At 56.5% G+C, this 26,962-nt stretch carries 25 protein-coding genes and 3 pseudogenes; 15 read left to right on the plus strand and 13 right to left on the minus strand.

All coding sequences use genetic code 11. The features are described 5' to 3' along the window. From AD670_RS31790 to AD670_RS31095, 4 genes are all read left to right on the plus strand, one after another. A partial coding sequence (locus AD670_RS31790) for a hypothetical protein (RefSeq protein ID WP_218187637.1) occupies window positions 1-234 on the plus strand: 234 nt, incomplete at its 5' end. Window positions 235-237: 3 nt separating this feature from the next. Next, complete coding sequence (locus AD670_RS31500) at window positions 238-897, plus strand: HNH endonuclease (protein WP_156338284.1); 660 nt, start codon at window positions 238-240, stop codon at window positions 895-897. Between the two features lie 985 nt (window positions 898-1,882). Continuing rightward, complete coding sequence (locus AD670_RS20440; RefSeq protein ID WP_053136497.1) at window positions 1,883-3,058, plus strand: AAA family ATPase; 1,176 nt, start codon at window positions 1,883-1,885, stop codon at window positions 3,056-3,058. A gap of 16 nt (window positions 3,059-3,074) precedes the next feature. Next, window positions 3,075-5,564, plus strand: coding sequence for a S8 family peptidase (locus tag AD670_RS31095; RefSeq protein ID WP_082341017.1), 2,490 nt, complete (start codon window positions 3,075-3,077; stop codon window positions 5,562-5,564). A gap of 86 nt (window positions 5,565-5,650) precedes the next feature. On the opposite strand, the gene AD670_RS20445 is transcribed toward AD670_RS31095, so the two are convergent. Together AD670_RS20445 and AD670_RS20450 are read right to left on the minus strand one after the other, a co-directional pair. Beyond that, a complete protein-coding gene (locus AD670_RS20445) occupies window positions 5,651-6,700 on the minus strand; it encodes a phage portal protein (protein WP_082341018.1) in 1,050 nt (349 codons plus the stop codon). Continuing rightward, a pseudogene (locus AD670_RS20450) lies at window positions 6,700-7,545 on the minus strand (terminase large subunit domain-containing protein); the annotation flags it as partial. The gene AD670_RS20445 and the pseudogene AD670_RS20450, both read right to left, overlap by 1 nt. Window positions 7,546-7,570: 25 nt before the next feature. Between AD670_RS20450 and AD670_RS20455 the strand changes: the two are divergent. Then, a pseudogene (locus AD670_RS20455) lies at window positions 7,571-8,359 on the plus strand (GPO family capsid scaffolding protein); the annotation flags it as partial. A 31-nt stretch (window positions 8,360-8,390) separates the two neighbouring features. On the opposite strand, the pseudogene AD670_RS32015 reads toward AD670_RS20455, so the two are convergent. After that, window positions 8,391-8,582: pseudogene (locus tag AD670_RS32015) on the minus strand (site-specific integrase); the annotation flags it as partial. Window positions 8,583-8,687: 105 nt separating this feature from the next. Here AD670_RS32015 and dusA point away from each other — a divergent pair. Next, on the plus strand, window positions 8,688-9,698 hold the full coding sequence (gene dusA / locus AD670_RS20460) for a tRNA dihydrouridine(20/20a) synthase DusA (protein ID WP_053136500.1): 1,011 nt from the start codon (window positions 8,688-8,690) through the stop codon (window positions 9,696-9,698). Window positions 9,699-9,924: 226 nt separating this feature from the next. Further along, window positions 9,925-10,851 carry a transaldolase gene (gene tal / locus AD670_RS20465; RefSeq protein WP_053136503.1) on the plus strand — a complete coding sequence of 309 codons (927 nt, stop codon included), beginning with the start codon at window positions 9,925-9,927 and terminating at the stop codon, window positions 10,849-10,851. A 168-nt stretch (window positions 10,852-11,019) separates the two neighbouring features. Here tal and rssC read toward each other — a convergent pair whose 3' ends face one another. Together rssC and rssB are read right to left on the minus strand one after the other, a co-directional pair. Then, window positions 11,020-11,502: an anti-sigma factor antagonist RssC gene (rssC, locus tag AD670_RS20470; protein WP_003172602.1), complete on the minus strand. Its 483-nt coding sequence runs from the start codon at window positions 11,500-11,502 to the stop codon at window positions 11,020-11,022. After that, window positions 11,502-12,683, minus strand: a complete 1,182-nt coding sequence (gene rssB, locus AD670_RS20475; RefSeq protein WP_027604216.1) for a two-component system response regulator RssB — start codon at window positions 12,681-12,683, stop codon at window positions 11,502-11,504. Before rssB ends, rssC begins: the two co-directional genes overlap by 1 nt. 277 nt (window positions 12,684-12,960) lie before the next feature. Between rssB and AD670_RS20480 the strand changes: the two genes are divergently transcribed. Next, window positions 12,961-13,257 (plus strand): PilZ domain-containing protein, encoded by a 297-nt coding sequence (locus AD670_RS20480; protein ID WP_053136506.1) that lies wholly within the window; start codon window positions 12,961-12,963, stop codon window positions 13,255-13,257. A 62-nt stretch (window positions 13,258-13,319) separates the two neighbouring features. Here AD670_RS20480 and AD670_RS20485 read toward each other — a convergent pair whose 3' ends face one another. Continuing rightward, entirely contained in the window at window positions 13,320-14,009 is a 690-nt protein-coding gene (locus tag AD670_RS20485; protein WP_053136508.1) for a VacJ family lipoprotein, read from the minus strand. A gap of 195 nt (window positions 14,010-14,204) precedes the next feature. Between AD670_RS20485 and AD670_RS20490 the strand changes: the two genes are divergently transcribed. Together AD670_RS20490 and AD670_RS20495 are read left to right on the plus strand one after the other, a co-directional pair. Further along, on the plus strand, window positions 14,205-14,813 hold the full coding sequence (locus AD670_RS20490; RefSeq protein ID WP_053136511.1) for a hypothetical protein: 609 nt from the start codon (window positions 14,205-14,207) through the stop codon (window positions 14,811-14,813). Window positions 14,814-14,923: 110 nt separating this feature from the next. Then, window positions 14,924-15,190, plus strand: a complete 267-nt coding sequence (locus AD670_RS20495) for a DUF4404 family protein (RefSeq protein WP_053136514.1) — start codon at window positions 14,924-14,926, stop codon at window positions 15,188-15,190. Window positions 15,191-15,254: 64 nt separating this feature from the next. On the opposite strand, the gene queF is transcribed toward AD670_RS20495, so the two are convergent. Further along, window positions 15,255-16,085, minus strand: coding sequence for an NADPH-dependent 7-cyano-7-deazaguanine reductase QueF (gene queF / locus AD670_RS20500; RefSeq protein ID WP_053136517.1), 831 nt, complete (start codon window positions 16,083-16,085; stop codon window positions 15,255-15,257). A gap of 66 nt (window positions 16,086-16,151) precedes the next feature. Then, window positions 16,152-16,673, minus strand: coding sequence for a plastocyanin/azurin family copper-binding protein (locus AD670_RS20505; protein WP_053136520.1), 522 nt, complete (start codon window positions 16,671-16,673; stop codon window positions 16,152-16,154). Between the two features lie 156 nt (window positions 16,674-16,829). Between AD670_RS20505 and AD670_RS20510 the strand changes: the two genes are divergently transcribed. Together AD670_RS20510 and AD670_RS20515 are read left to right on the plus strand one after the other, a co-directional pair. Then, window positions 16,830-17,510, plus strand: coding sequence for a heavy metal response regulator transcription factor (locus tag AD670_RS20510; RefSeq protein ID WP_053136523.1), 681 nt, complete (start codon window positions 16,830-16,832; stop codon window positions 17,508-17,510). Beyond that, window positions 17,507-18,847: a heavy metal sensor histidine kinase gene (locus AD670_RS20515; protein WP_053137483.1), complete on the plus strand. Its 1,341-nt coding sequence runs from the start codon at window positions 17,507-17,509 to the stop codon at window positions 18,845-18,847. Before AD670_RS20510 ends, AD670_RS20515 begins: the two co-directional genes overlap by 4 nt. Before the next feature lie 80 nt (window positions 18,848-18,927). Here AD670_RS20515 and AD670_RS20520 read toward each other — a convergent pair whose 3' ends face one another. The 4 genes from AD670_RS20520 to AD670_RS20535 all read right to left on the minus strand — a co-directional run bounded on the left by AD670_RS20520 (window position 18,928) and on the right by AD670_RS20535 (window position 23,235). Beyond that, on the minus strand, window positions 18,928-19,665 hold the full coding sequence (locus AD670_RS20520; protein WP_082341019.1) for a YopT-type cysteine protease domain-containing protein: 738 nt from the start codon (window positions 19,663-19,665) through the stop codon (window positions 18,928-18,930). A gap of 325 nt (window positions 19,666-19,990) precedes the next feature. Continuing rightward, window positions 19,991-21,235 carry a lipoprotein-releasing ABC transporter permease subunit gene (locus tag AD670_RS20525; RefSeq protein ID WP_053136529.1) on the minus strand — a complete coding sequence of 415 codons (1,245 nt, stop codon included), beginning with the start codon at window positions 21,233-21,235 and terminating at the stop codon, window positions 19,991-19,993. Between the two features lie 58 nt (window positions 21,236-21,293). Further along, on the minus strand, window positions 21,294-21,977 hold the full coding sequence (gene lolD, locus AD670_RS20530) for a lipoprotein-releasing ABC transporter ATP-binding protein LolD (protein ID WP_024074097.1): 684 nt from the start codon (window positions 21,975-21,977) through the stop codon (window positions 21,294-21,296). Window positions 21,978-21,984: 7 nt separating this feature from the next. Beyond that, complete coding sequence (locus tag AD670_RS20535; protein WP_053136532.1) at window positions 21,985-23,235, minus strand: lipoprotein-releasing ABC transporter permease subunit; 1,251 nt, start codon at window positions 23,233-23,235, stop codon at window positions 21,985-21,987. A gap of 94 nt (window positions 23,236-23,329) precedes the next feature. On the opposite strand from AD670_RS20535, the gene AD670_RS20540 reads away from it, so the two are divergent. After that, window positions 23,330-23,914, plus strand: coding sequence for a PilZ domain-containing protein (locus AD670_RS20540; RefSeq protein ID WP_053136535.1), 585 nt, complete (start codon window positions 23,330-23,332; stop codon window positions 23,912-23,914). A gap of 44 nt (window positions 23,915-23,958) precedes the next feature. Further along, window positions 23,959-24,681, plus strand: coding sequence for a glycerophosphodiester phosphodiesterase (locus AD670_RS20545; RefSeq protein WP_053136538.1), 723 nt, complete (start codon window positions 23,959-23,961; stop codon window positions 24,679-24,681). A 42-nt stretch (window positions 24,682-24,723) separates the two neighbouring features. On the opposite strand, the gene sthA is transcribed toward AD670_RS20545, so the two are convergent. Continuing rightward, the gene (gene sthA / locus AD670_RS20550; protein WP_032888814.1) at window positions 24,724-26,118 is read right to left on the minus strand and encodes a Si-specific NAD(P)(+) transhydrogenase; all 1,395 of its coding nucleotides are present in this window, start codon (window positions 26,116-26,118) and stop codon (window positions 24,724-24,726) included. Window positions 26,119-26,352: 234 nt separating this feature from the next. Here sthA and AD670_RS20555 point away from each other — a divergent pair, with 234 nt between their 5' ends. Continuing rightward, window positions 26,353-26,886 carry a chalcone isomerase family protein gene (locus tag AD670_RS20555; protein WP_053136542.1) on the plus strand — a complete coding sequence of 178 codons (534 nt, stop codon included), beginning with the start codon at window positions 26,353-26,355 and terminating at the stop codon, window positions 26,884-26,886. The last annotated feature ends 76 nt before the right edge of the window (window positions 26,887-26,962 follow it).

The raw sequence follows: 26,962 nt of genomic DNA on the forward strand, positions 1-26,962 counted from the left end.
TACTCTTATGAGTCTGTTGCTGAAGGACTATTAGGCGTACCTCCCATCTCAAAAATATTTGAGGACACAATTAAAAAACTAACAAAAATCACAAGTGCTGATTTTTTCGACCTTAAATTGGCAGAGGACTTACTGAATACGATTGCACCTCACATAGACGTGCTAGACGCTGAATCAGAAATGTTCTACCAAATTGCCGCCAACAAAATAATTAAGATGAAGGCGGAGAACTAATAAATGTTTAATGTGGAACGACCAAAGCTCGCCCCACCATCTTTGATTGAAAAAAAAAGCTGGACCGGCAGCGATGTACTTCATTCGTTGAGACAAGCATTTTATGACAAATGTTATATCTGCGAAACAAAAGACCCACTCAGCCTTAATGTTGAACATCTTGACGCCCACATGGATGACGTCGACAAAATGTATGACTGGAACAACCTATTTCTTGCTTGCGCCCGGTGCAACAATATTAAACGACACTTATTCAACAACCTCATTAACTGCACAGACGCCGGCCTAGACGCATTGCGCCTCATACGACACGCGCCCCCAGTTACGCCTTTTGCGAAAACGCTAACAATTGAACCAACAAACGGTGAAGCCAGCACAATTGAAACTGCCTTATTAATAAGAAAAGTCTTCACCGAAGACAACACGGGCAACAAAGATATAACCGGTACTTATTTAAGAAAACGAGTATACAAACGATACTCCCTACTTTTATCATTCATCAATATATATATTGATGAAGATTCTTTGGACTCAGAAAAAAGAGATGCCATCCTTAGAATTGAAAACCTAATGAAAAAAAGCCAAGAATATTCGGCCTTTTTAAGATGGGCAGTAATAGACTCACCCGAGCTATTTGAAGTTGTGAAAGATTCTATTGACTAGCCACCATAAAAACACCCTTACAAACTTTACGATAAGAGGGGGATTGCTATGCATCCCCCTCCTTTGATCACAGTGACCCAAGATTAAACACAAGCTTCCCAAGCTGATGAGGAGGGTTCGATTCCCTTCACCCGCCCCACTAGTTTCAAGGCTTCCATCGGTATCAAGGTGACATTGCTTAGAACTGGTGACAGTTACTGGATTCTGGGAGTGTTTGCGTACCTACGTGAGTGCGCAGCATCTGATGGACCTCTGCAAGCGCCCTCCCTCTAGGCGCTTTTGGATTTTCATGTTGCCCCCTCGGAAACGGTTAGGACGGTTAGTTTTTTGCTGACTGCCGTGAAAGCCTTGTGCTGCCGGGCTTTGCGACAATCCACGCAGGTTAGGATTTGGTAATCAGAAGGTTATTTTCTAACCTTTGTAGATGTTAAAGAGAAATTAAATAAAACTCTTATAAATCAGCATCTTGCAAATTACCAACCCCAGACCTAACCATAACTACCCCTCCAAAGTTAGCCCTCAAGACCAGTAAATACGGGCATCTCAGCGGCTCTCGGGCTACCATTTCAAAAACTAACCCTTTTCCCGAGCCACCTCTCAAAATCCATCCCACACTGCGCTCCAGCGCCCTTCACAAAAGAGCTTACCCCTGCAGGAATTCGCAGGCTTTTTCATCCCCGGTAACGCCAGAGAAAGCCCCGAAAAGCCTGCACCTAAGCAACTGCAGGGAGTGCAGAAAAAACCACACATTTAGCCCGCAGGCGAGGTGGGGGGACGCCAGCGGCGTTGCCTCCTTTAACTTTCCAGTACCCTCTCCCATGAGCGCAATCAGCCAGCCGCGCTGTGCAAAAACAAACCAACCAGAAGAAAAACGCACCAGATAACGCAATATTTGCAACACAGGATATATTTAGCGCATCAAGGATGGTATTTTTCGCACCGAAAACGATTTTTTTCGCTTTCTATACGCGCTTAGAGGCTCAAAATGGACCATTTTCAAATTATTCAAGCGCTGACTCGATCCGCGCTACCCACTGGAGGCGTGGCAGTTCGCAACCAAGTGGAACGCCTAAAAGAGGCATTGGCTGAGGCAGGAGAGACAAGGCAGGCACAAAGCCTGGGAAAGATACTGGCGAACTCCGCTAAAGCAACCGAAATGGCACCGAGCAAGCTGACGCAGTCCAGACAGGCTTTGGTCTTGGGTGAGGATCTCACGAAGAACACACCTATCCCTGTTGACCGGGAGACAGCCTCACCGCTCGCAGACATTTATTTCCCAGAACAACTCAGCAGCGAAATGCCCTTGCTGGACGCCCGCGTTACTGTGGCAGCAAAAGCTCTACTGTCTGAGTGGAATATGTCTGAGGAGCTGCTGAAGTTTGGTGTGGAACCCGCCAAGTCCTGCTTAATCTATGGAGTCCCAGGGACGGGCAAGACTAGTTTAGCTCTCTGGCTCGCCAAGCAACTTAACCTGCCGGTAGTAATTGCACGCCTAGATGGGTTGATTTCCTCATTCTTAGGTACAACTGCAAGAAACGTGGGAGCTCTTTTTTCGTTCGCCAATCGTTACAAATGCGTTCTCATTCTTGATGAGTTCGACGCTGTGGCAAAAGTCCGAGACGATCCTAATGAAGTAGGCGAAATAAAGCGCGTTGTGAACGCTCTTTTACAGAATATTGACTCACGAAGACTGGCTGGAATCACCATTGCGATAACCAACCATGAGCAACTCCTAGATCCTGCAATCTGGAGAAGATTTGAACTGCAGCTTCGAATCCCCAAACCTAACTTTGAGGGCAGAATAAAAATCGCTGAGAAATACCTACATCCAATTGAACTGGATGAACGAGCAAAAAAACTACTTGCTTGGATCACTGAAGGGTTCTCAGGCGCCGAGATTGAAGTATTCATAAATGGGTATAAGAAATATCGAGCAATTACAGGTGATGAGCCGGAAAATATCTTCCCAGCCTTTCAATATCTACTTACCGTAAGTGGCGACAAAGTTCGAAAAGAAGCACATGACCTTATAATGCTAGAACCCCCACAAATCGCGGTGGCCTTAGCTGCAAAACATGAGCTTTCTTTTTCTAGAGCAGATATCGGCCACCTTCTAAATAAAGACAAAACAACTATTGGACGCTGGCTGAAAGCCGCGTAATTAAAAGGATGTAAAAATGGCGAACGCACCAATTCAAGTTATTTTGAACGCGGATGGATACCGGAAAGACAGAGAGGCAAAGCGCCCTGCCAGTGCTGGCACCGACTTTTTGTCTGGAGAGAGCAGTGCGTTCGCCGCTCACAAGGAGGACTTGAAGCAGCAGCTAGCATCAATTAGTACCCATATATTAGAGCCGAGCAAGGTTCGACTTTATGGAGCCTCTGCCTTTATCAAAGTTTCGATGAAACCAGAAGCACTGGCTAAATCACACCGCCCAACTACTGCAATATTCAGAAGCGACAAAGCACCTGAGATTGGAGTTGATGGACTGGGCGAGTTAATTTGCGAGGTTAACAAACAGTCCCTTGAATGGGTCCAAAGTGCTATCGAGAAAGCAGAGCTAATCGTACGCCAGAGATTCAATAAAAAAACAGAACTCATGGAGGACGCCCCCACTCGCTACAGATGTGAAGTCAGTGCAATCGCAAAACTCGAAATGTGGGAAAGCAGCGATAGACGGAGCTTCGAAATCCCTGTTGCCGTAAATTGGCTATCGGATCCAAGGAGTGGACATGTCTATCATGTTGAACTATTCAGAAGCATAACCAGTAACGTGAGCTTTCTGCAGGACCAACTGAGCCAAAGCCTTATTAGAGAACTGAGAGAGCTACCAGAAGGTATCGTCGTAAGCTTCCCCAAAAAATTCACACGCGACGATACTGTCATTGAAATAAAAGTCACAAATAGCTCTCAACCAACCAAATTTAACGAACCTGGTGGGCAAAATATTTTCGACTCGAATATCGAATACAGCAAAGATCTCGAAACCCACAGAAGGCTACTAAAAGTTCTAGATTCACATCCGCTTGTTAAGCGAATTCACTTACCAAACTTGCTGATAACTTCACCTTCTACGACGGCTACTCACTCTGGAAAGCACTCTTTCTCAGCACCAACCCCTGGTCAAAACTATCCTAAAGTAGGGATCATTGACGGAGGTATTTCTAAGCAGCTTGATGGATGGATAGTAAGACGCTGGGGCGTCCTCGACTCCACCCATCAACAGCATGATCACGGAACGTTTATTGGTGGTCTTTTAGTCAACGGCAAACAGCTCAATCCACACATGGATATTGATCCTGACGGTTGCATGCTTGTGGATATTGATGTCTTTCCAAACTCAGCGTCTCCCGGCGTTTTCGCTCAATATTATCCAAACGGCACGAGCGATTTTTTTGACGAGATCGAAGAGGCGGTGCGTGTTTGTGTAGAAGAACACGGAGTAAGAGTTTTCAATATCAGCTTGAATGCTATAAGCCCAGTGCATCTAGAGCGCTATAGCTTGGACGCTCAACGTCTCGACCAAATTGCTGATGACTATGACGTCATATTCGTAATCTCCGCGGGTAATTTAACTGCATCCACAATGCGCCCTGAGTGGCCAGCAGACCACACTAAAGCAGCTGCCATATTAGCCACCTTCCGTAATGATCAAATCTATGTTCCTGCAGAATCCATAAGGAATATATCTGTGGCGGCACTAAACCCTGGAAAACATTCGGGAAGTATTGCGGAGATGCCAGCTAGGTATAGTCGAAGAGGACCCGGCCTTAGGACAGGGGTGAAGCCCGACATCAGTCACTACGGCGGAGCAGGTTCGGTTTGCCCAACCGCAGGTCACGGACTTACTTCGGTTATGCCTAATGGAGATGTAGTTACGGGATGTGGCACTAGCTATGCCGCTCCAATGGCAGCAAAAATGCTTGCAAGCTTAGCATCAAGCATTGAAGGAGACGTAACAAGGGAAACATTGACGGCACTGGCCATTCACAATTCTAACATCTCAAATACTCTGAGGAGGAAAGAATTCCAAGGTGCTGCACAGCAATTAGTTGGGTTTGGTAGACCTCCTGCGGCATCTGATGCAATGTTAAATGGTGATCATGAAATAACGTTGCTGTTTTCGAGCCGACTCATTCAGGGAAAAGCCTTGGAGTTTAAATTTGCTTGGCCAAACTCACTCGTGCTACCAGGAGGCAAATGCCAAGGCAATGTCAAACTTACGCTAGTGTCCTCCCCGCCCCTGGATCATAAATATGGTGCTGAATTCGTAAGGGTAAATATTGAGGCCGCCCTGCAACAGGAACAGCCGGATGGAAAATTCAAAAGTGGCCTAGAGCCTACTTATGTTTTTTTCAGCAACGATGACAAGGTCACTGAGGCCGAGCTTATTGAGCACAAATTCAAGTGGTCACCAGTGAAGGTGTTCGGCACAAGCATGCCCAAGGGGAGAGGTAAGAGTTCCAACTGGAGAGTAATGATCAATTATCTGACGCGATCCGGAGAGAGTCTTCCTCCAGAAGGTGTTCCGTTTTCGATTTTGCTAACGATCTCCGACCCAAGTAAATCTAAGCCAATTTTTCAGGAAATGCGGAATAGTTTGCAACTATCTGGAGCTAAAATTGCCGACATTCATACTGCTGCGCGCGTAACGCCTAAAGTTTAGATCCAGTTGCAACCGTATGATATATATGCAACTCGGCTTCGAGCAGTGGTAATCCACAAGCTCGAGGCCGCGACCACTTTGAAATTTTATACCCCCACGGGAATTTCATAGGGTTTGAACCGCACAATCTCCTCCCCAAGCCAATCATTCACCTGCGCCATACGCGCCTGAATCGGTTCCAGTTCATTGGCCGCATAAATCTGCGCCGCTTCCCTGATCGACCCAAACCCACCCGCGTTCTGCGGCACGATACCCATCAACTGCGGCGGGATGCGCAAGCTGGCCAGCACGTCGTCGCGGGTCTGGTTTTTGATCGAATTGAATTCGTCCTTGGCCGTCACTTCGCTGACAGGGATGATCTGCAGACCGTCCTTTTTGCCGTTCGGCGAGTACACGAACAGGTTGCGGAAGTTGCCCGGCCCCTTGGAGTCCTTCAGCGCCTTGCGCAGTGAATCGACGTCCGCTTCGTTCTGCGCGGCGTCGGTCATGTAGAGAATGAAACCGGCATGGCTGCCGTTTTCGTAATACTTGCGGCGAAACAACGTGGCCGACTCATTTAGCAACGCCGACTGCAAGGCGCTGATCCACTCGGGCAGGCCGTACACCTCCTGGTGCAGATCCGCTTCCCGCAGGTGAAAGACGGTGCCGGATTCAAATTCATGCTCTTCCTTCCAGCCCTGGACCATGAACTGCCGGCCGTTCTTGCCCGAGCGCATATACTTCGCTAACGGTGGCACCAGCTCGCGCACTGGGCCGAGCATCGAGCGCCGTGCTTCCAGATAGCCGTTACCCAGACACAGGAAGTCCAGGGCAAACTGTTCGAACGCTGCCCGCGACAGCAGCCGGTGTGGAATGAAGGTTTTGCTCAGCAAATTGCGCTTGAACATCAGCCCCGAGTGAAGGTGCACGCTGGCCCCCACAGACCGTGCCAGACCGTCCAACGACAACGGCGGCTCGTACCAGCGCCCGTTAAACCAACACTCCAGATAATCAAACACCTCCCGGCCACTCAGTACCGGTGACGGATCGCCGAAGCTGAACGCCTCGATCTTGCTGTCACTTCGTGGGATAAATTCCTGCGTTGCAACCGTGGAAGCCTGAGCCACTTGCTTGGTATTTCTGCGGCGGTTCGACATCAAAAAATCTCCATCCGCCCGGTATTGGCAGTGGTCTGCCCCTCCAGCGGTTCGTTGTGCAATGCGTGAAAGAGTGCCCATGCCAGGTCGGCGTGGCCGGTGTTGTCGTTGCGGCCGGCGGTGTAGGTGAATTGGCGACCGCCTGCGGTGATGGTCTTGCGGATCGCCATCAACGACTGGGCCATGTCGGTCCAGCCGGCGTCGAACTCCAGCCGGCCACGGTTGATCACGTCGTAGGCCTTCAGCACCAGGCGGGTCTTGACCTCAGGCGAATAGCTGAACGTGGTGACATTGGGGAAGAATTGGCGCACCAGCTGCGCCACGCCGCTGCCCAGACCGGTGACGTCAATGCCGATGTACGTCACCCAGTAGCGGTCGCAGACGGCTTTGATCACGCTCGCCTGCGCTGCGAAGTCCATGCCTCGGAATTGGTGACGCTCCAGTACCCGGAACTTGCCCCCTGGTACCAAAGGCGGTGCGACCACCACCAGGCCCGAGCAATCGCCGGTTTCCGCCAGGTCATACCCCACCCACACCTGGCGGTCGCCGAACGGTCGCATGGCAAACGGCTTGTAGTCCTCGGCCCACTCTACCCAACTGTCGACCATGCACGGCTGCAACACCGTCAGCGGGAAAATGCTCGCGCCGTCGTCGACGAATTCGCACATGAGCAGGTTGGCGAACGCTTCCGAGCTGTACTCCCGCCGCAGTTCTTCAATGTCGAACAGGTCGCAACCGCCCTGCTCCGCGTCGAGGATGGTGACGATCTGTCGCCAAAGCCGGTCTTCGCAGAACCTCCCCTGCTGGAGCGCCCCATGGGATACGTCGAGAAGTAGGTTTTGCGCCACTTCTTGTGCATCGCCATACCCGAACTTCAATCCAGCCACCTATGGTGCTCGCATCTGGCTGGAGCACTTCCGTAGCCTACTGCCCGACAGCACTTTCAAGGCCTACGGTGACGTGCTCGCTGTCAAGACCGAAGAAGTTGAAATCAACGGCCAGAAGAAGCTGGCCCTGTTCGCCCAGGTCGAGCCGACGCCCGATCTGATCGCCATGAACAAGGCCAAGCAGAAGATTTACACCTCGATCGAAATCGACGACAGCTTCTCGGATACCGGCGAGGCATACATCGTTGGCCTTGCGGTGACCGACTCCCCGGCCAGCCTGGGCACCGATGTACTGTCTTTCTCGGCGCAGAAGCCAGAATCCAGCCCATTCAAAGACCGTCATTACTCCGCGACATCGATGTTCACCGAGGCACTGGAAACCGAGTTGCAGTTTGAGGAAATCGAGGACAAACCCAGCCTCGGCGCCCAGCTCTTCAGCAAGGTGCAGGCGCTGCTCGGCGGCAAACAGGCGAAGGACGACGCCGAATTCGCCCAAATCGGCCAGGCCATCGAAGCGATTGCCGATCACGTCAAGGATCTGCCCGATCAACTGGCTGCCGAGAAGAAATTCTCCGGCGAACTGAACACCAAGCTTGAGCAGCTCAGCAAAGACCTGGTCGAGCTGAAAACCACCCTCGGTAAAACCCAAGACCACTCCCAAACCCAGCGCCCACCGGTACGAGCAATGCGCCGCCGTAGTGCCAGGCCTTACCGAGGCCCTGACTGCGTCCAACCGAAAGCGGCATCGGTTCGTTTGCGAGCCCCAGGGTAATGGCGCGAAACCCGCAGAACACAAAGCGCTTCCGACTGGCCCGCTCGATCGCACCAGGCTGGTCCAGCTCCGATTCACGCTTGCGCGTCCACGCCTGGGCGGCCTGTTTCCGGGCGAAGGTCTGGCTCTCTTGGTAGACTTGCACTCCGTCGCGTTTGATGCGGATTTGAGCCGTGTAGCTCACAGTCCCATCCGCCAGTTTTCTTGCCCTGATAGTCGCCATTTCAAAAGTGGTACGCGTCAGTTTTGAGGTGGTACCTCGTACCACCGAGCCTCCAAAAAAACGCCTGAAAACGCCCTAAAACTCGTCAAGAACACGTTGAGTAAAATGCTAGATAAACAGAGCTTTAGCCCAGCAGAATCAAGCCCCGCACTGTCTCGGCGCTTTAGCGTTGCACCCATGATGGATTGGACCGACCGCCACTGCCGGTTCTTCCTGCGCCTGCTCTCCAAGCACGCTCTGCTCTACACCGAGATGGTCACCACCGGCGCGATCCTCCATGGCGACCACGACCGTTTCCTGCGCCATAACGAAGCCGAGCATCCTTTGGCGCTCCAGCTCGGTGGCAGTGTCCCCGCTGACCTGGCCGCCTGTGCCCGTATGGCCGAGGCTGCCGGTTACGACGAAGTGAACCTGAACGTCGGCTGCCCCAGCGACCGGGTGCAGAACAACATGATCGGCGCGATCCTGATGGCTCACCCGGCTCTGGTGGCGGACTGTGTGAAGGCGATGCGTGATGCGGTGTCGATTCCGGTGACGGTGAAGCACCGTATCGGGATCAATGGCCGGGATAGCTACGCCGAGCTGTGTGATTTCGTCGGAACGGTGAAGGACGCCGGCTGCACCAGTTTTACCGTGCATGCGCGGATTGCGATTCTGGAGGGGTTATCGCCTAAGGAGAACCGCGACATTCCGCCGTTGCGTTATGACGTGGCGGCGCAGTTGAAGCAGGATTTCCCGGAGTTGGAGATTATTCTCAACGGCGGCATCAAGACGCTGGAGCAGTGCCATGAGCATTTGCAGACGTTTGATGGAGTGATGCTGGGCCGGGAGGCGTATCACAATCCATATCTGCTGGCGGAGGTGGACCAGCAGTTGTTTGGCAGTGAAGCGCCGGTGATCAGTCGGGCTGAGGCGTTGGCGCAACTGCGGCCTTATATTGCTGAGCATTTGGCGACTGGCGGGACGATGCATCACATTACGCGGCATGTGTTGGGGTTGGGCACCGGTTTCCCTGGGGCACGCAGATTCAGGCAGTTGTTGTCGGTGGATATTCATAAGGCTGCGGATCCGCTGGCATTGTTGGATCAGGCTGGGGCTTTGTTGGAAGGGCGTTGATTGGATAGCGTGCAGGGGGTCAGTTGGCATGAAGCGCTATCCTAGTGTTATCGGGCAGTTGGGTTGAACCTGTCGGCCGTTCTGGCCTCCTATTGATCAGTACGGCCGGGCATTCAAACGGCTGTTTTCAGGTTGTTGCCCTCGCAAACGATCGAACGCATTTGCGCCCTTGAGCGCCTGCCAGCGCTCGGGTAATGTCATCAGACCCATAGGACAGAGCACGCCCATGACTTCCAAGCTGGAACAACTCAAGCAATTCACCACTGTCGTAGCCGATACCGGCGATTTTTCTACCCTCGCCAAGCTCAAGCCCCAAGACGCCACTACCAACCCTTCCCTGCTGCTCAAGGCCGCGTCGATTCCCGGCTATGCCAAGCTGCTGGATGAGTGTGTGCAGGACTGCAACGGCGATGTCGGCCTGGCCAGCGACCGTTTCGCGGTGGCCGTAGGCCAAGAGATCCTGAAAGTCGTGCCAGGGCGTATCTCCACTGAGGTGGACGCGCGCCTGTCGTTCGACACTGACGCCGTACTCAAGCGTGCGCACCGTCTGATCGACCTGTACGACAAAGCTGGCGTTAGCCGTGACCGCGTGCTGATCAAGATCGCCTCCACCTGGGAAGGCATCCGCGCAGCGGAGAAGCTGGAAAAAGAAGGCATCCAGACCAACCTGACCCTGCTGTTCTCGTTTGCCCAGGCTGTGGCGTGCGCAGAAGCCGGCGTGTTCCTGATTTCACCGTTCGTAGGCCGCATCTACGACTGGTACAAGAAAGCCAATGGCAACGACTACACCGGCGCTGATGATCCAGGCGTGCAGTCGGTGACGCGCATCTACAACTACTACAAGGCTAATGGCTACAAGACCGTGGTGATGGGTGCGAGTTTCCGTAACCTGAGCCAGATTGAAGAACTTGCCGGCTGCGATCGCCTGACCATCAGCCCGGACCTGCTGGAGAAGCTGGCGGCGGATGAAGGCAAGCTGGAGCGCAAGCTGTCGCCAGGGCATGCCGGGGAAGCGCGGGTGCATCTGACTGAAGCGCAGTTCCGTTGGGAGTCCAACGAGGATGCGATGGCGACTGAAAAGCTGGCGGAGGGGATTCGTCAGTTTGCTCGGGACCAGGAGAAGCTTGAGGCACTGTTGTCCGCCAAGCTGTAAGAAGCGGAGGCGGCAAAAAGGGCGGTACCTGTGAGGGTACCGCCCTTTTTTGTGTCTCAAGCCGATCTCAGTTCAACTGTAGGAGGGGCTTGCTCCCGATGGCGGTGAGTCAGTTGTGAATGTGCTGACTAGCCCTCTCCCACATTTGGAATGTGTTCGGCAGAAGGATCAGTGACGCTCGAGGGCGTTGACGAGGTCGTGGAAGGCTTCGCGGTTGGACTCGTTGAGGCCCATCAGGATCTTGTGCGCTTCCAGCACCTTGACCCGTACCACTTCCTCGGACTGGTCCTGGGACGGCAGGTCGGTGAGGCATTCCGGGCAAGGGATCGGGCGGTCAACGATGTTGAACACCTGGTCGAAGCCCATGGACTGCAACAGACGTGTGATGTCTTCGTGGGTGGTGACGACGGTCGGCAACAGGCCGACCTTCTGCCGAGACAGAATGGACAACTTGGCCAACAGCCCGAGGGTGGTGCTATCGATGCTGCGGGTTTCGGTCAGATCGATCACGATCGCCGAGAAATTCAACGCTGTGAAAATCCGCTCAATCGTCGCATCCAGCGCTGAACACAAGGTCAGGCGCACTTCACCGACAAACTTCAGGACGAAGGTCCCGTCTTGCTCGGCGAATTGGATTCTTCCGGTACTCATCAAAGATTCCTGCTCAACACCAATAGGGCGATATCATCCGGCATCTCCCCTAGCGTGGCCAATCCAAAAACCTGCCGCAGGCCATCCAGGCTGCCGCCCGCCGACTTGACCTTTTGGGGCAAGGCGGCTTCTTTCTCTTTGAGTGTAGGCTCTGGAAGCAGGTCCAGGATGCCATCGGACATCAGCGTCAGGCTGAAGGTCGGCGGCAGCTCCAGGATGTGATCTTCGTAGGTCGCTTCATTGAACAAGCCTACGGGCAGACCACGCCCTTCCAGGTAACGCACACTGTCGGGAGTGTATAAAACAGGCATCGGCAGGTGACCACCAATGCTGTAGGTCAAAAGACCGGTTTCTTCATCAATCACGCCACCCACCATCGTCACGTGCTTGCCCAGCTTGCAGCTGATCAGGCCTCGGTTGATGTGACCCAGTACCTCGGAGGGGGTGAACTCCGGCAAGGTGCCATTGCGCTTGGATTCGAACAACAGCCGTGTGGTCATGAACTTCAACAACACGGTGACAAAAGCAGAGGAAGCACCATGGCCGGAAACATCGGCCAGGTAGAACGCGACACGCCGTTCATCTACACGGAAATAATCGACAAAATCGCCCGACAGGTACAACGACGGGATGATCTGGTGAGCAAACTGGAATTCGTCGATGGTCCAGGGGCTGACCGGCAGCATGTTCATCTGCACCTGGCGACCGGCGTTCTGGTCTTCCTGGAGCAGGTTCAGGCTGGCTTCGAGTTCGCGGTTGGCGGTTTCGAGCTTTTCGCGGTAACGCTGGTTCTCTACCAGCAAGCGCGCACGATCCAAGGCGCGGCGCACAGAGTGCTCCAGCACCGCCAGGTCTTCGAGGGGCTTGATCAGGTAGTCGGCAGCGCCCAGACGCAACGCCTCGACGGCATCGTTCATGACGCCGGCGCCGGACACGACAATCACCGGCGTCTGCGGAGCAAGCTCGGTCACCTGGCGAATCAGCTCCAAGCCGCCCATCTGGGGCATGCGCAGGTCGCAGATCACGAGGTCTGGCTGGTCGCGCTCGAATACCTGGAGACCCTGTTGGCCATTGCTGGCCTGCAGGACGCTGAAGCCACTGTCTTCCAAATAGGCTGCGAGACTCGCGCGCACTACTTCGTCGTCATCGATTATCAGCAGCGTGGCACTGGTTTTTTGCATGTGGGCAAACGGCGCCAGAATTAGGTTGGCGTAGGCGAGTCGGCAATGGCCGGGCTCACACTACTGGATTCGCTTTCTAGCCTCTCTGTCCTACAAAGCATAGGCGTTTTGCCCACGCACAACTGTAAAGCAGAGGTGCCCTTCTAAGGCGCAGACGGTACTCCCATCCGTCAGGTGTTTCAAGCTCATGCCGATGGTCGCCGGGCGTCTTTACATCGCAAATCACCGGGAGTTATAAGAACAGTCACGACCACAACACAAAGTAAGGATGGAGCCGATGGGCGAACACGAGCGCGACTACGCCGAAAAACGCGATTTCATCCGCATGCGGGTGGATGCAGAAGTATCTTTGCTCCACGAAGGCCAGGAGATTGCCGGGGTTTGCGTGGACCTTTCCAGCTCCGGGATGCAGGTGCAGGCACCGCGCCAGTTCAACGTCGGAGACCTGCTGACTGTGCGCATTGATTCAGAGCATGCGGCGCTCAAGGGCCTGGAAGCGGACACTGAAGTGGTATGGACCAAGACGGCAGGCGAAGAACAACAGCTGGGGCTCAAGATCTTGAAAATGCGCTGAAAGCCGCGCACAAAAAAGGCGACCATCAGGGTCGCCTTTTTTTCATTTCAAAACATCACAGCTTAAAAGTCGTCGACAACCTTGCCGTCCTTGACCTTGAACTCGCGGTTCTGCAGGTAGGCATTACGGATAAAGGTGTACTTGTCGCCAGTGATCAGCTTCTCGCTGTCGAGCAGGCTGGCGCGGGTATCCACGATGTTCAGGCCCATGGTGCTGTTGCGCCAGCCGATATCGTTCATGTAGCGGTACGGTTGGGTGTAGCTGTCCACGTACTTGGACGGCGCATCACGCAAGGTGCTCGGGCCCAGCAGCGGGATCATCACGTATGGACCGCTGCCCACACCCCAGTAACCCAGGGTCTGGCCGAAGTCTTCGTCACTGCGTTGCAGCCCCATTTTGGTGCCGACGTCGACAAAGCCCAGCACGCCGAACGTGGTGTTAACCAGCAAACGCGCAGTGTCGACCCCGGCATTGTGGGGTTTGAGCTGCAGCACGTTGTTGGCCAGGTTGCCGACATCACCGATGTTGCGGAAGAAGTTGTGGATACCGTCTTCGACAAATTGCGGGGTGATCCACTCATAGCCTTGGGCCAATGGCTTGAGGGCGTAAGTGTCAACAGTGTCGTTGAAAGTGAAGATCGGGCGGTTGATGCTTTCCCATGGATCATCTTCCGACGCAGCCTGTGCGGCGAACGGCGCCAGTAAGACTGTGGCACACACCGACAGCTGAGCGAAGTAGTGGCTCCAGCGCATAGCTTTTGCTCCTTGAATGGTCTGTCATGGGCGCTATGCCCTGAATAAGGCCGTCAGTATATGACGGAAGTGTCCAATTAGGCAGCTGCTAGGAATCCTCCTAATACAAATGGACAATTTTCCTACAATTAACCCGCCTGTCATCTGCTTGTCATCCTACGCCGATAGCGTCACAGCTATTTCAGGGATGTCGACATGCCTCACGCCGAGATAGCCATCGCCAACGCGCCCGCCTTGACTGCTGTTCTGTTTGGCCTGAGTGGTTGCCTGGTGGACTTTGGCTCCCGGGCGCGCACTGACTCTCCCTCCCCTGACTCCCTGGCCACGCCCGGCGCTCTGAAAATCCTGCGCAGCCTCAAGGAACAAGGCGTCCCCTGTGCCTGGCTGGATGAGCTGCCGCCTTCGGTGACCACACCACTGGCCGCCGTACTGCCGGGCTGGCTCAAGGCTGCATCCCCCTCCTCCATCCGCTGGCCCGCGCCCCATGCCTGCTGGCAAGCCTTGATGGAACTGAACATTCAACGCCTGGAAGGTTGTGTACTGGTCAGCGGCGAACCGCGCTTGCTGCAATCGGGGCTGAATGCCGGATTGTGGACCATTGGCCTGGCCTCCTGTGGCTCGCTGTGCGGCCTGGCGCCTGAGCAGTGGCAGGCGCTGAGCGACAAGGAACGCGAGCACAAGCGCGGCAAAGCCACCGTTGAGCTATATGGGCTGGGGGTACACTCGGTGATCGATCACCTCGGTGAGCTCGGCACCTGCCTGGCCGACATCAGCCTGCGCCAGCTCAAAGGCGAGAAGCCCTGATCGAGATCATGCACAGTCGGCGCCCGTGGATTAATCTACAGGTCAGTCCGTAGACCTTTCACGGCGTGCCGCGGTCTATGCCAGTGCCTATCGATAAAAGGAAGAACGTCATGCCTGATCGCAAAAAACTGGAAGAACAGGTCAATATCCTGCGCGGGCAGCTGGAACAGGAACCGCCGCTGCCGCAAGAAAAACGTGAAGCGCTGGAGGCCTTGATTGCCAAGTTCGAATTACAACTTGAACTTGAGCCGGCTACTCAGACACCGAGTATTTCCGACGATGTGAGTCAAGCTGCCATAGAGTTCGACGCTGAGCACCCGGTGATTTCCGGGACATTGCGCAATATTATGATCACCTTGGGCAATATGGGCATCTGACCCGAACTCAAGCCAGACACAGAACCAAAATGTGGGAGGGGGACAAGCCCCCTCCCACACTTGTTTACTGGCGAGCCAGGCGCACGTTCTGGAACGCCACATCCTCAGTGCTGCGGTACGGGTTGATATCCAACCCACCCCGGCGCACGTACCGTGCATACACCGTCAGTTTCTCCGGCTTCAGCAAGCGCTGCAGGTCGAGGAAGATGCGCTCCACACACTGCTCATGGAAGTCCGAGTGCTGGCGAAAGCTCACCAGATATTCCAGCAGGCTGGCGTGATCCAACGCCGCACCGCGGTACTCCACCACAACGCTGCCCCAATCGGGCTGGCTGGTCACCGGACAATTGGACTTGAGCAGGTGGCTGTGCACGCTCTCCTCGACCATGCGCGAATCATCGCAACGCAGCAGCTCCGGGCGCGGGTGTTCATAGTTGCTGACGCTGATATCCAGCTCGTCGATGCACACCCCCGGCAGCGCCTGCACGCCCTCGGCTTCAACGTCAGCCAGGCTGCGGATGCGTACATCCACCGGTTTACCCGCAGCGGCGCCGAGATCGTTGCGCAGGGTCGCTTCCAGGCTTTGCACGTCGACAAACGCGGTCTGGTTGAGCGAGTTGAGGTACAGCTTGAACGACTTGGACTCGATGATGTTCGGCGAGTCGGCCGGGATGCTGAATTCACCGATGGCCACCACCGGCTTGCCCGACGGCAGCAACCAGGACAACTCGAAGCAGTTCCAGAAGTCCACGCCCTTGTACGGCAGGGTCTCGGCGCTCAGGCCCAGCTCGGCCCACTTGGCGGCGCGTGGAATCGGGAACAGCAACGAAGGGGTGTAGGTGGAGATGTATTCACTGGACTTGCCCAGCGGCGAATGTTCGGCTGCGGGATGCATGGCGGAAACCTGGCTAAATAAACCGCGCCAGTCTACCAGCCTTTGCCCCCGCCCTTAAGAAACGCCTTACTCAACGGTCAGCTTGCCGACCATGCCCGCCTGGTAATGCCCGGGCAGGTTGCAGGCAAACTCCAACCCAGTGGCCTTGGTGAACGTCCAGGTCAGCTCAGCGGTCTTGCCGGGTTCCACCAGTACGCTGTTGGGATCGTCGTGTTTCATGCCGCCCATCTCACCGTGGCCCATGGCACTGTGATCCATCTTGCCCATCCCGGTGGACGTAAGCATGCCGCTGGCCTGCATCTGCAACATTTCCTTCTGGTGTTCGGCATGCATCGCCGCGTCACCGAGGTTGAATTCATGCAGCAACCGGCCTTTGTTGACCAGTACAAAGCGCACCGTCTCACCGGCTTTGACGTCCAGGGACTTGGGCGAAAAGGAAATATCCTGCAGCGTCACTTCCACAGTACGCGTGGCCTTTTCAGCCGGTGCCGGCCGGCCGAACGCATAGGTATGGGCCGCATCCGCCATGGCATTGAAACTCAACGCCAACAGGCAGCCCGCCAACAACAGGGGTGTACGCAATACCATCTCGATTCTCCAAAAGTGTGCAACCTGCTTGGACAGCACTCTAAGATTGCGCCGCTGCCAGCCAGCTGACTGCTAGATTACAACTTTGTCAGGTTGCGCCCTTCCCCTGGCACCCACGGTATAAAGCCTCTCGTCACCCGTTACCCAGAGCCGCCCATGAAATTGCTGATCGTCGAAGACCAACCGAAAACCGGCCACTACCTGCGCCAAGGCCTGGCCGAGGCTGGCTTCACCACCGAACTGGTGGCCGACGGCACCAGCGGCCAGCACCTGGCGCTGACCGGTGACTATGACCTGCTGATCCTCGATGTAATGCTGCCCGGCCGCGACGGTTGGCAGATCCTGCAAGCCGTGCGCAGTGCCGGCCTGGACATGCCGGTGCTATTCCTGACTGCCCGGGACGCTGTGGAAGACCGTGTGCACGGCCTGGAACTCGGTGCCGACGATTACCTGGTCAAGCCCTTCGCCTTCTCCGAATTGCTGGCGCGGGTGCGCAGCCTGTTGCGCCGTGGCAGCAGCACGCCGCAGGAAACCGCCTTGCAACTGGCCGACCTGCGCCTGGACCTGATTCGCCGTCGCGTCGAACGGGACGGCCAGCGTATCGACCTCACTGCCAAGGAGTTCTCACTGCTGGAACTGCTGCTGCGGCGCCAGGGTGAAGTGCTGCCCAAGTCGCTGATCGCCTCTCAGGTGTGGGACATGAATTTCGACAGCGACACCAACATCATCGAAGTCGCGATCCGCCGCCTGCGCCTCAAAGTCGATGACACCTTCCCCACCAAGCTGATCCACACCGTGCGCGGCATGGGCTATGTGCTGGAGGAGCGGTGCAATTGATCAAGCGCTTGTCCCTCACCAGCCGCCTGGCGCTGTTGTTTGCTGCCTGTACGGCGGTGGTCTCGCTGATTGCGGGTGTGCTGTTCAACCAGGCCAGTGAGGCGCACTTTATCGAGTTGGACCAGCAGCAACTCGACAGCAAGCTCGTGGCATTGCGCAGCACTTTGCAGGGCGTCGACTCGCTTCAAGCATTCAACCAACGCGAGGCGCAATTGCGCGCCGAACTCAATCGACAGCCCGACCTTGCCTTGCGCATCACCGCCGCCGGCCAGCGCTGGCTGGACGATGCGCCGAGCGTCACCCTGCCTACCGCACCCGGCCTGCATAGCCTGCAAAACGCCGACACCGACTACCGCGTCTACAACGCACCGCTGAACGCCGGCCAAGTCGACTCACCGCAATTGAGCCTGATGCTCGACATCACCCACCATCAACACTTCCTGCAACGCATGCAGCATTTGATCTGGCTCACCGTTGGCCTCTCGGCCCTGGCCACTGCGCTGCTCGGTGCCTGGGCCGCGCGCAGCGGGTTGCGGCCGTTACGGCGCATGGGTGAAGTGGCCGCCAGCGTGTCGGCCCATTCCCTCACCCAACGCCTGCCCCAACAACACATGCCGGTGGAACTGGCTGAACTGGCCCAGGCCTTCAACGCCATGCTGGGACGGCTGGACGACGCGTTCCAGCGCCTGTCGGCGTTCTCTGCCGATATCGCCCATGAACTGCGCACGCCGCTGTCGAACCTGCTGACCCAGACCCAGGTCATCCTCACCCAGCCGCGCCCACTGGAGGATTACCGCGAGGCGCTGCACAGCAATCTGGAAGAGCTGCAATGGATGGCGCAATTGGTGAATGACATGTTGTACCTGGCCAAGGCGGATCACGGTTTGCTGGTGCCCAAACGTGAGGCCCTGAACCTGGCGATTGAAGTAGATGCCCTTTTGGAGTTTTTCGCTTTGCTGGCAGAAGACGCCCACGTCAGCCTGGTGCGTGAAGGCACTGCCCATACCCTGGGTGATCGCGGCATGTTGCGCCGGGCGCTTTCGAACTTGCTCGATAACGCACTGCGGTTTACGCCAGCAGGCGGTGAAGTGCGTGTGAGTTTGGTGGAGGGCGTAACGCTGACGGTCGAGAACAGCGGCGAAGGCATTCCACCAGAGTTGCTACCGAGATTGTTTGACCGATTCTATCGGGCCGATCCGGCGCGCCATGAAGGCAGCAGCGAGCATGCCGGACTGGGACTGGCGATTACCCAGTCGATTGTAAGAGCGCATGGGGGGAAGATTTTTTGTGAATCAGAGGCGGGATGCACAAGGTTTATAATTAAGCTGCACGGGTAAGGCCAAACGCCAACATCTTCTAAGGAATCTGAATCCGGACGTAAGATAAAGAGTCACTTACAAGAATCGGCGCAATCTAATCAACCGAAAGATTGCACCAAATAAGTCCTTAGCAACCCCTTTGACTCGTATCTCATTAACCTCAAGTATTCCAACAGCCAAAGCCCAAATACAGATTCCTTTGGAAATACAAACTCACCCGCATTAGGATCCATGAAGACAAGCTGCGTTTGACTACGCAGAAAGCCCATCGCATGAGCAGTACCGAGGCCGTCGTGGATGGAGAAATATCTATATCGGCCCTCCCCCCGTAACAGCGAGTTGACTAAAGCAGTCGCACACACTTGATCATTAATCCCTGCGCATAGTTCTAAAGTGCGCAACACCAAGCCTGCCGAGGACATTCCCGCCTGAACCTGGGGTTTCGTATCTGCAAAAGTGCCTTTTAGAAGCACCATCTCTTGACGCGCCATGAGAAAACGTACGCGACTCTTCCCCGAGTCGCTATTGAGCGACCCCCAGAAATCAATACTCTTACGCTTACATCGCAACCAGTCGATCGTCATGCCAAAACACCAACCCCCTCTTGTCAAATCATAGCTGCGCAACGCAGGGTCATTGCTTTGTTTATAATATTTAACGATTTCTACATCATACTTTTTACATAAGTTTAGTAACCGCTCTTTCATATTCACATTCCCCGTAACCACTCGTAACTTCCCGGCTTTGCGCGCCATACTTACAGGCTTATTCCAGCGCTCTAAACCGACAGTCATTATTCTTACGAAGAATGGTCCTGAAAACCAGTCGTCAATCATGGTTAATTAACTAATAAGGAAAAGCCTACCCCCACCGAAAATACCGGGAGTGACTGGGTTGCTGACACTGGTGAAGTGACTGCGCACGACGCTGATCATTTACAGCTGTGCCCGCTGAAGAAAATCTATCGGCCACCCCTTGGCCAATTGGGCGCATACAATACCGGACGAGGCAACCATAGAGTTGCGTGCAGAGGGAGGTGTTGATACGGCCAAGCTGTCTTAGTGCAAAAACCTGCTAAGGACTTGGCCGTAAACAAAGTCTCTACAGGTACAGTGCACTCCCCTGTAAAAACTGATTGACCGACAACGACCGTGTCAAATCTTACGAATATCTCAAGGCATGCGCCGGCTCAATCTTCGCCGCCCGATACGCCGGGTAAATCGTCGCCAGGAAGCTCAACACAAACCCGGCCGTACAAATCAGCACCACATCGCCACTTTGCAGTTCCGACGGCAGGTTGCTGACGAAGTACACGTCCGAACTGAAAATATGCTGCCCGCTCACCCGCTCCAGCCAGCCCACCAGCTCACTCACGTTGAGCGCGGCAATCACGCCCAGCACGCCGCCGATCAGGGTGCCGACAATGCCGATCACCGTGCCCTGCACCATGAAGATCGCCATGATCTGCCGAGGGGTGGCACCAATGGTGCGCAAGATCGCGATGTCCGCGCCCTTGTCGTTCACCACCATGATCAACGTGGCGATGATATTGAACGCCGCGACGGCAACGATCATCAGCAACAGCAAGCCGATCATGGTCTTTTCCATCTTCATCGCGCTGAACAGGCTGCCCTGGGTGTGGGTCCAGTCATCGGGCTTGTAGCCTGCACCCAGGCTGGCGGCGATGTCCGCCGAGACCTTGGGCGCTGCATACAAGTCTTTCAAAGCAAGGCGCACGCTCTGCACCTGGTTCGGCTGCCAATGCTGTATCTCGGCCGCGTCCGCCCTGTTGATCAGGGCCATGGAGCCATCCAGCTCGGCGCCGACCTTGAAGATCCCCACCACGTTCAGACGCTGCATGCGCGGGGTGATACCACCGGGCGCGCTGCTGATTTCCGGGACGATCAGGGTCAGTTTGTCACCCACATTCAGGCGAAAACGCCGGGCGGTGATTTCGCCGACCACCACACCGAACTCGCCGGGTTTCAGGTCTTCCAGTTTGCCCTGCACGATATGCTGGGCCACGATCGACACCTTGCCTTCCTGGGCCGGGTCAACGCCGCTGATCTCAATCGGCTGCATCGCGCCCTTGTAGGAGAACATTCCGTCCATCTGAGTGAACGGTACGGCGGCAGTCACTTGCGGATTTTTCATCGCCGCAGCGGCCACCGGCTGCCAATCATCGATCGGGTTCACCCCGACGATAGTGGCGTGGGGCACCATGCCGAGGATGCGCGAGCTCATTTCGCGCTGGAAGCCGTTCATCACCGACAGCACCACGATCATCGCCAACACGCCCAGGGCGAGGCCGATCATCGACGTCATCGAGATAAACGAAACAAAACGGTTGCGGCGCTTGGCGCGGGTATAGCGCGTGCCGATGAAAATCGATAACGGTCTGAACATTCGCGGGCACCGTTGGAAAAATAGAAAACCCGGCGTCAGGCACCGGGCTTGAAACAGGTCAGATGGCGACCAGATGACCTTCCTGCAGGTGCAGCACGCGGTCCATCTGGCGGGCCATGCTCATGTCATGGGTCACCACCAGGAACGCAGTGCGCATCTGGGTGCTCAGCTCCAACATCAAGTCCTTGATGCCCTGGGCGGTGTGGGAGTCGAGGTTGCCGGTCGGCTCGTCGAGCATCACCAGGCCTGGGTTGTTGACCAGGGCACGGGCGATTGCCACACGCTGGCGCTCACCACCGGACAGTTCGGCCGGCTTGTGCTCCAGGCGGTGACCGAGGCCGACGCGCTCCAGCAAGGCCTTGGCACGCTGGCGCGCCTCGGGGATCGCGGTCTTGCCGATCAACAGCGGCATGCACACGTTTTCCAGGGCGGTGAATTCCGGCAACAGGTGGTGGAACTGGTACACAAAGCCCAACGAGCGATTGCGCAACTGGCCACGGGCCTTTTCATTCAAGGCCGACAGCTCTTCGCCGGCCAGCCATACGCTGCCCTGGGACGGCGTGTCGAGGCCGCCCAACAGGTTGAGCAAGGTACTTTTGCCCGAACCGGAACTGCCGACGATCGCCACGCGCTCGCCGGGATGCAGTTCCAGTTGCAGGTTGGACAGCACCACAACCGACTCCGGGCCTTCCTCGTAGGATTTGCCCAGGTTGCGGCAGCTCAGGATTGCTTTTTCACTCATGCCCGATTCACTCATAACGTAAGGCCTGTGCTGGCTGGGTACGTGCCGCGCGCCAGGCTGGATACAGGGTGGCAAGGAAACTCAGGACCAACGCGGCGCCGCCGACCATCAACACATCCTGGGCCTGGACCTGGGATGGCAAGTAATCGATGAAGTAGACGTCGGCGTTGAGGAACTTGTGGCCGATCACCTTTTCAAGCAAGGCGATGGCGGCGCTGACGTTCAGCGCGGCCAAGATGCCTACCGCCGTGCCGATCAAGGTGCCGACCACGCCGATCACGGTGCCCTGCACCATGAAGATCGCCATGATCTGCCCCGGCGTGGCGCCCAGGGTACGCAGGATGGCGATGTCGCCTTTCTTGTCATTCACCACCATCACCAGCGTGGAGATGATGTTGAAGGCCGCGACCGCGACGATCAGCAGCAACAGCAGGCCGATCATGGCTTTTTCCATGCGGATGGCCTGGTACAGGTTGCCGTGCGTGCGGGTCCAGTCGCGGGCGTAATACTGGCTTTCACCCAGGTGCTGGGCGATGTCCCAGGCGCCGCGCGGGGCGTCGAACAGGTCGTTGAACTTGAGGCGCAGGCCCTGCACCTGGTCCGGCTGCCAGCGGTGCAGGCGGGCCAGGTCGGTGAGGTTGGTCAGGCCGAGGTAGCCGTCGATCTCGCCGGCACCGACGTGGAAGGTACCGACCACGGTAAAGCGCTTCATACGCGGAAACATGCCGGCCGGGGTCACGGTGACTTCCGGGGCGACGAAGGTCAGCTTGTCGCCGATGCCCACGCCGAGCTTGGCCGCCGCCTTGTCACCGATGACGATGCCAAAGCTGCCGGGCGCCAGATCGTCGAGTTTGCCCTGCAACATGAACTTGTCGATGATCGAGACGTTGCGTTCCTGGGCCGGGTCGATGGCATTGAGCAGGATCTTCTGCACCTTGCCGTCATTGGTCAGCAGCCCCTGCATCTGGGTAAACGGCGCGACGGCCACGACCTTGGGGTTCTGCTTGACCTTGGCGGCCAGGCTTTGCCAGTCGCTGATGGGCGCATCACCCTCGATGGTCGCGTGGGGCACCATGCCCAGCACGCGGGTCCGCATCTCATGATCGAAACCGTTCATCACCGACAGCACCACGATCATCACGACCACGCCCAAGGCGAGCCCGATCATCGAGGTCAAGGAAATGAACGACACAAAATGATTGCGACGTTTTGCACGGGTATAACGCGTGCCGATAAATACGAAGAGAGGTCTGAACATGTCGGGGCTTGTTCGGAGGAAAAGAAGACGTCCCGGTGGCGGGGTCTGGTAAGCAGCTTTACACTCAGACCATTACCGTTACCTGGGGTTCGCCATGTCGACATTAGATGAAGAAGAGCGCCGCGAATACTACCGTATCGACGACATGATCGCACTCCAAATCAAAAGCCTGTCTGCCCCCGAAGCGGCGAGCAAGGAAGTGTTGCTGGATGATTCCCCACTCTTCAATCTGCTCAGCGAACTGCACCTGAGCGAGTTCGAAGCCCAACACCTGTTGCGCCAGCTCAGCGAGAAGGACCGCACCCTCGCCGCCTTCCTGCGGGTCCAGAACAAACGTGTGGACCTGCTCAGCCAGATCATGGCGCGCGGCCTGCTGGATGAGGTCGGCGCCCCGCAACCGGTGATCATTTCCGAAGGCGGCATCGATTTCCAACACCCCACCGTCCTGACTGTCGGTGCGCACCTGGCGGTCAAGCTGGTGCTGATGCCCCAGGCCCTCGGCCTGCTGTTGCGCGCGCGGGTCACCCATTGCGATCCCAAGGGCACAGGCTTCGACATCGGCACGGAATTCGAAGCCATGACCGATGCCCAACGCCAGCTGCTGGCGCGCTACATCCTGCAGAAACAGGCGCAGGAACGGCGCCTGGCGCGGGAACAGAGCGACGCCCAAGACACCTGAATTCGTATTTACCCCGCCAGACAACCTGGCGTAAAGGAGCAACTGTGACCCTGATCTACGGCCACCGCGGTGCCAAAGGCGAAGCACCGGAAAACACCCTGACCAGCTTCCAGGAGTGCCTCAAGCACGGTGTACGCCGTTGCGAACTGGATTTGCACCTGTCCATGGACGGCGAGCTGATGGTCATCCACGACCCGACCCTCAAGCGCACCGCCGACCGACGCGGCAAAGTCGTCGAGTATTCAGCGGCAGACCTGGTGAAGATGGACGCGCGCAAAGGCGGCCCGGGCTGGGTCAAGCCTTGCCCGATTCCGCGCCTGGAAGAACTGTTCGAACAGTGCGACTTCGATCACTGGCAACTGGAAGTCAAAAGCGCCTCGCGCACCCGCGCCGCGACCACCGTGCTGGCAATTCGTGAGATGGCCGTGCGTTTCGGCCTGATGGACAAGGTCACGGTGACCTCAAGCTCGCGGGAAGTGCTGAAAGCGGCGGTTGAACTCACCCCCGACCTGTCACGCGGGCTGGTCGCCGAATATGCCTGGCTTGACCCACTGAAGGTCGCGCAGAACTACGGCTGCGAGTTTCTGGCATTGAATTGGACGTTGTGCACCCCCGAGCGTCTGGAAAAAGCCCAGCGCCAGGGCCTGCATGTATCCGTGTGGACGGTCAACGAACCTGCGCTGATGCGCAGGCTCGCCGACTTCGGCGTAGATAGCCTGATTACAGACTTTCCCGGTTTGGCCACTGCCACCCTCGAGAATTACTGAAATCGGTCTCCCCGGCCGGCTCAGGCCACCGGCCGGAGCCGCTCAAAAAAGCCGGTTGAGGCCGTCGTAGGCCGCTACCCGATAGGCTTCAGCCATGGTCGGGTAGTTGAACGTGGTATTCACAAAATACTTGAGGGTATTTTGCTCGCCCGGCTGGTTCATGATCGCCTGGCCGATGTGCACGATCTCCGAAGCCTGGTAGCCGAAGCAATGCACGCCGAGGACTTCCAGGGTTTCGCGGTGGAACAGGATCTTCAGCATGCCTTGCGGCTCACCGGCGATCTGCGCACGCGCCATGCTCTTGAAGAACGCCTTGCCGACTTCATAAGGCACCTTGGCCTTGGTCAGTTCGTGCTCGTTCTTGCCGATCGAGCTGATCTCGGGAATCGTGTAGATCCCGGTCGGCACGTCGTTCACATAACGCCAGCTGCCATTGTCGACGATGCTGCCAGCGGCCGAACGGCCCTGGTCATGCGCCGCACTGGCCAGGCTTGGCCAGCCGATCACGTCACCGGCACCGTAGATGTTGGTCACGCAGGTGCGATAGTTCTCGTCGACTTCGATCTGGCCACGGTTGTTGACCTTGACCCCGATGTTTTCCATGCCCAGCTTGTCGGTGTTGCCGGTACGGCCGTTGCACCACAACAAGGCGTCGGCCTTGATCTTCTTGCCGGACTTGAGGTGCAGGATCACACCGTTGTCCAGGCCTTCGACCCGCTCATACTCTTCGTTGTGACGCACGGTGATGTTGTTGTTGCTGAAGTGGTAGCTCAGCGCCTGGGAAATTTCCGAGTCGAGGAAGCTCAGCAACTGGTCGCGGTTGTCCACCAGCTCCACCAGTACACCCAGGCCGCTGAAGATCGAGGCGTATTCACAGCCGATCACACCGGCGCCGTAGATGATCAGTTTGCGCGGGGTATGGCCCAGGCTGAGGATGGTGTCGCTATCGTAGATACGCGGGTGGTGGAAATCGATATCCGCCGGGCGATACGGGCGCGAACCGGTGGCAATGATGATGTGCTTGGCCACCAGCTTCTCGACCACGCCGTTGGCGCACACCACTTCGACGGTTTGCTCGTCGGCGAAGCTGCCGGTGCCGAAGAACAGGTCGACACGGTTACGCGCGTAGTAACCGGTGCGCGAAGCCACCTGCTTGGAGATCACCTTCTCGGCGCTTTTCAGCACGTCCGGGAACGAGAACCAGCGCGGCTCACCAATGGCCCGGAACATCGGGTTGGTGTTGAACTGCATGATCTGGCGCACCGAGTGACGCAAAGCCTTGGACGGGATGGTACCCAGGTGGGTGCAGTTACCGCCGACCTGGCGACGGCTATCGACCATCGCCACCTTGCGACCTGCCTTCGCGGCGTTCATCGCCGCACCTTCTCCAGCCGGGCCGGAACCCAGTACCACCACGTCGTAGTTGTAGACAGCCATGCGTACTCCTCAGAACAGGCCAGGCGCACGGTTGGGCGCCAGGCTAAATCATGCCGCGGCCAGCGGTCATGAAGGACAATTTGGCTCAAGTGTGTGAACCGGGGCACAGTCTATATAAGGCTCAACGCCGCGCACATTAACCCTTGGTCGCGTCGTAGGCCAGTTTTGCCTTTACTACAGGAACAGGAAACTGGCATTACACTGCTGACACGCACCTTTGCAGGACGAGCCATTATGCGGCATGTCGTTTTCTGTTTAATGATGATTTTTTCGCTTGTGGTGCAGGCGAGTGAGGCAGGCCGGCTCCGGCAAGCCGATTTTCCTGCACAAACCCATGAACTGGCGCTGAAAAACCAGACGGTGTTCACCTACCTCTGGGCGGATGTGTACGCGGCTGCGCTGTATGCCCCGCAGAATGTAAGCGCCAGGCAAGCATGGAACTCGCAACAGCCGCTGCGCCTTGTGCTGTATTACTTTCGCGACATCGACCGCAACGATGTGATCAAGGCAGCGACGGCCACCTTGGAGCGCCAACAAGCCAGCCCTCGCCTGAAGCCCGAAGTCGACCAGTTGCACGCCAACTTTCGTAACATCCGCAGCGGTGATCGCTACGCCCTCGACTTTCGCCCGGGCCGTGGCCTGAATCTGGAGATCAATGGGCAGGTGGTGTTCAGCAGCCGCAACGACGCGCTGGCAAGGGCCTACCTGGGCATCTGGCTGGAGCCGAAGGGCTTGTCCGATGACTTGCGCGGCAAACTGCTGAAATGAGTATGCATCCACTGAACGATCGCTATCGGGGGCTTGCCCTAATGCCAGTCAGTTAAGCGCACATCGCCTCCTGTAG

Source organism: Pseudomonas sp. MIACH, assembly GCF_001269925.1.
Lineage (GTDB): Bacteria > Pseudomonadota > Gammaproteobacteria > Pseudomonadales > Pseudomonadaceae > Aquipseudomonas.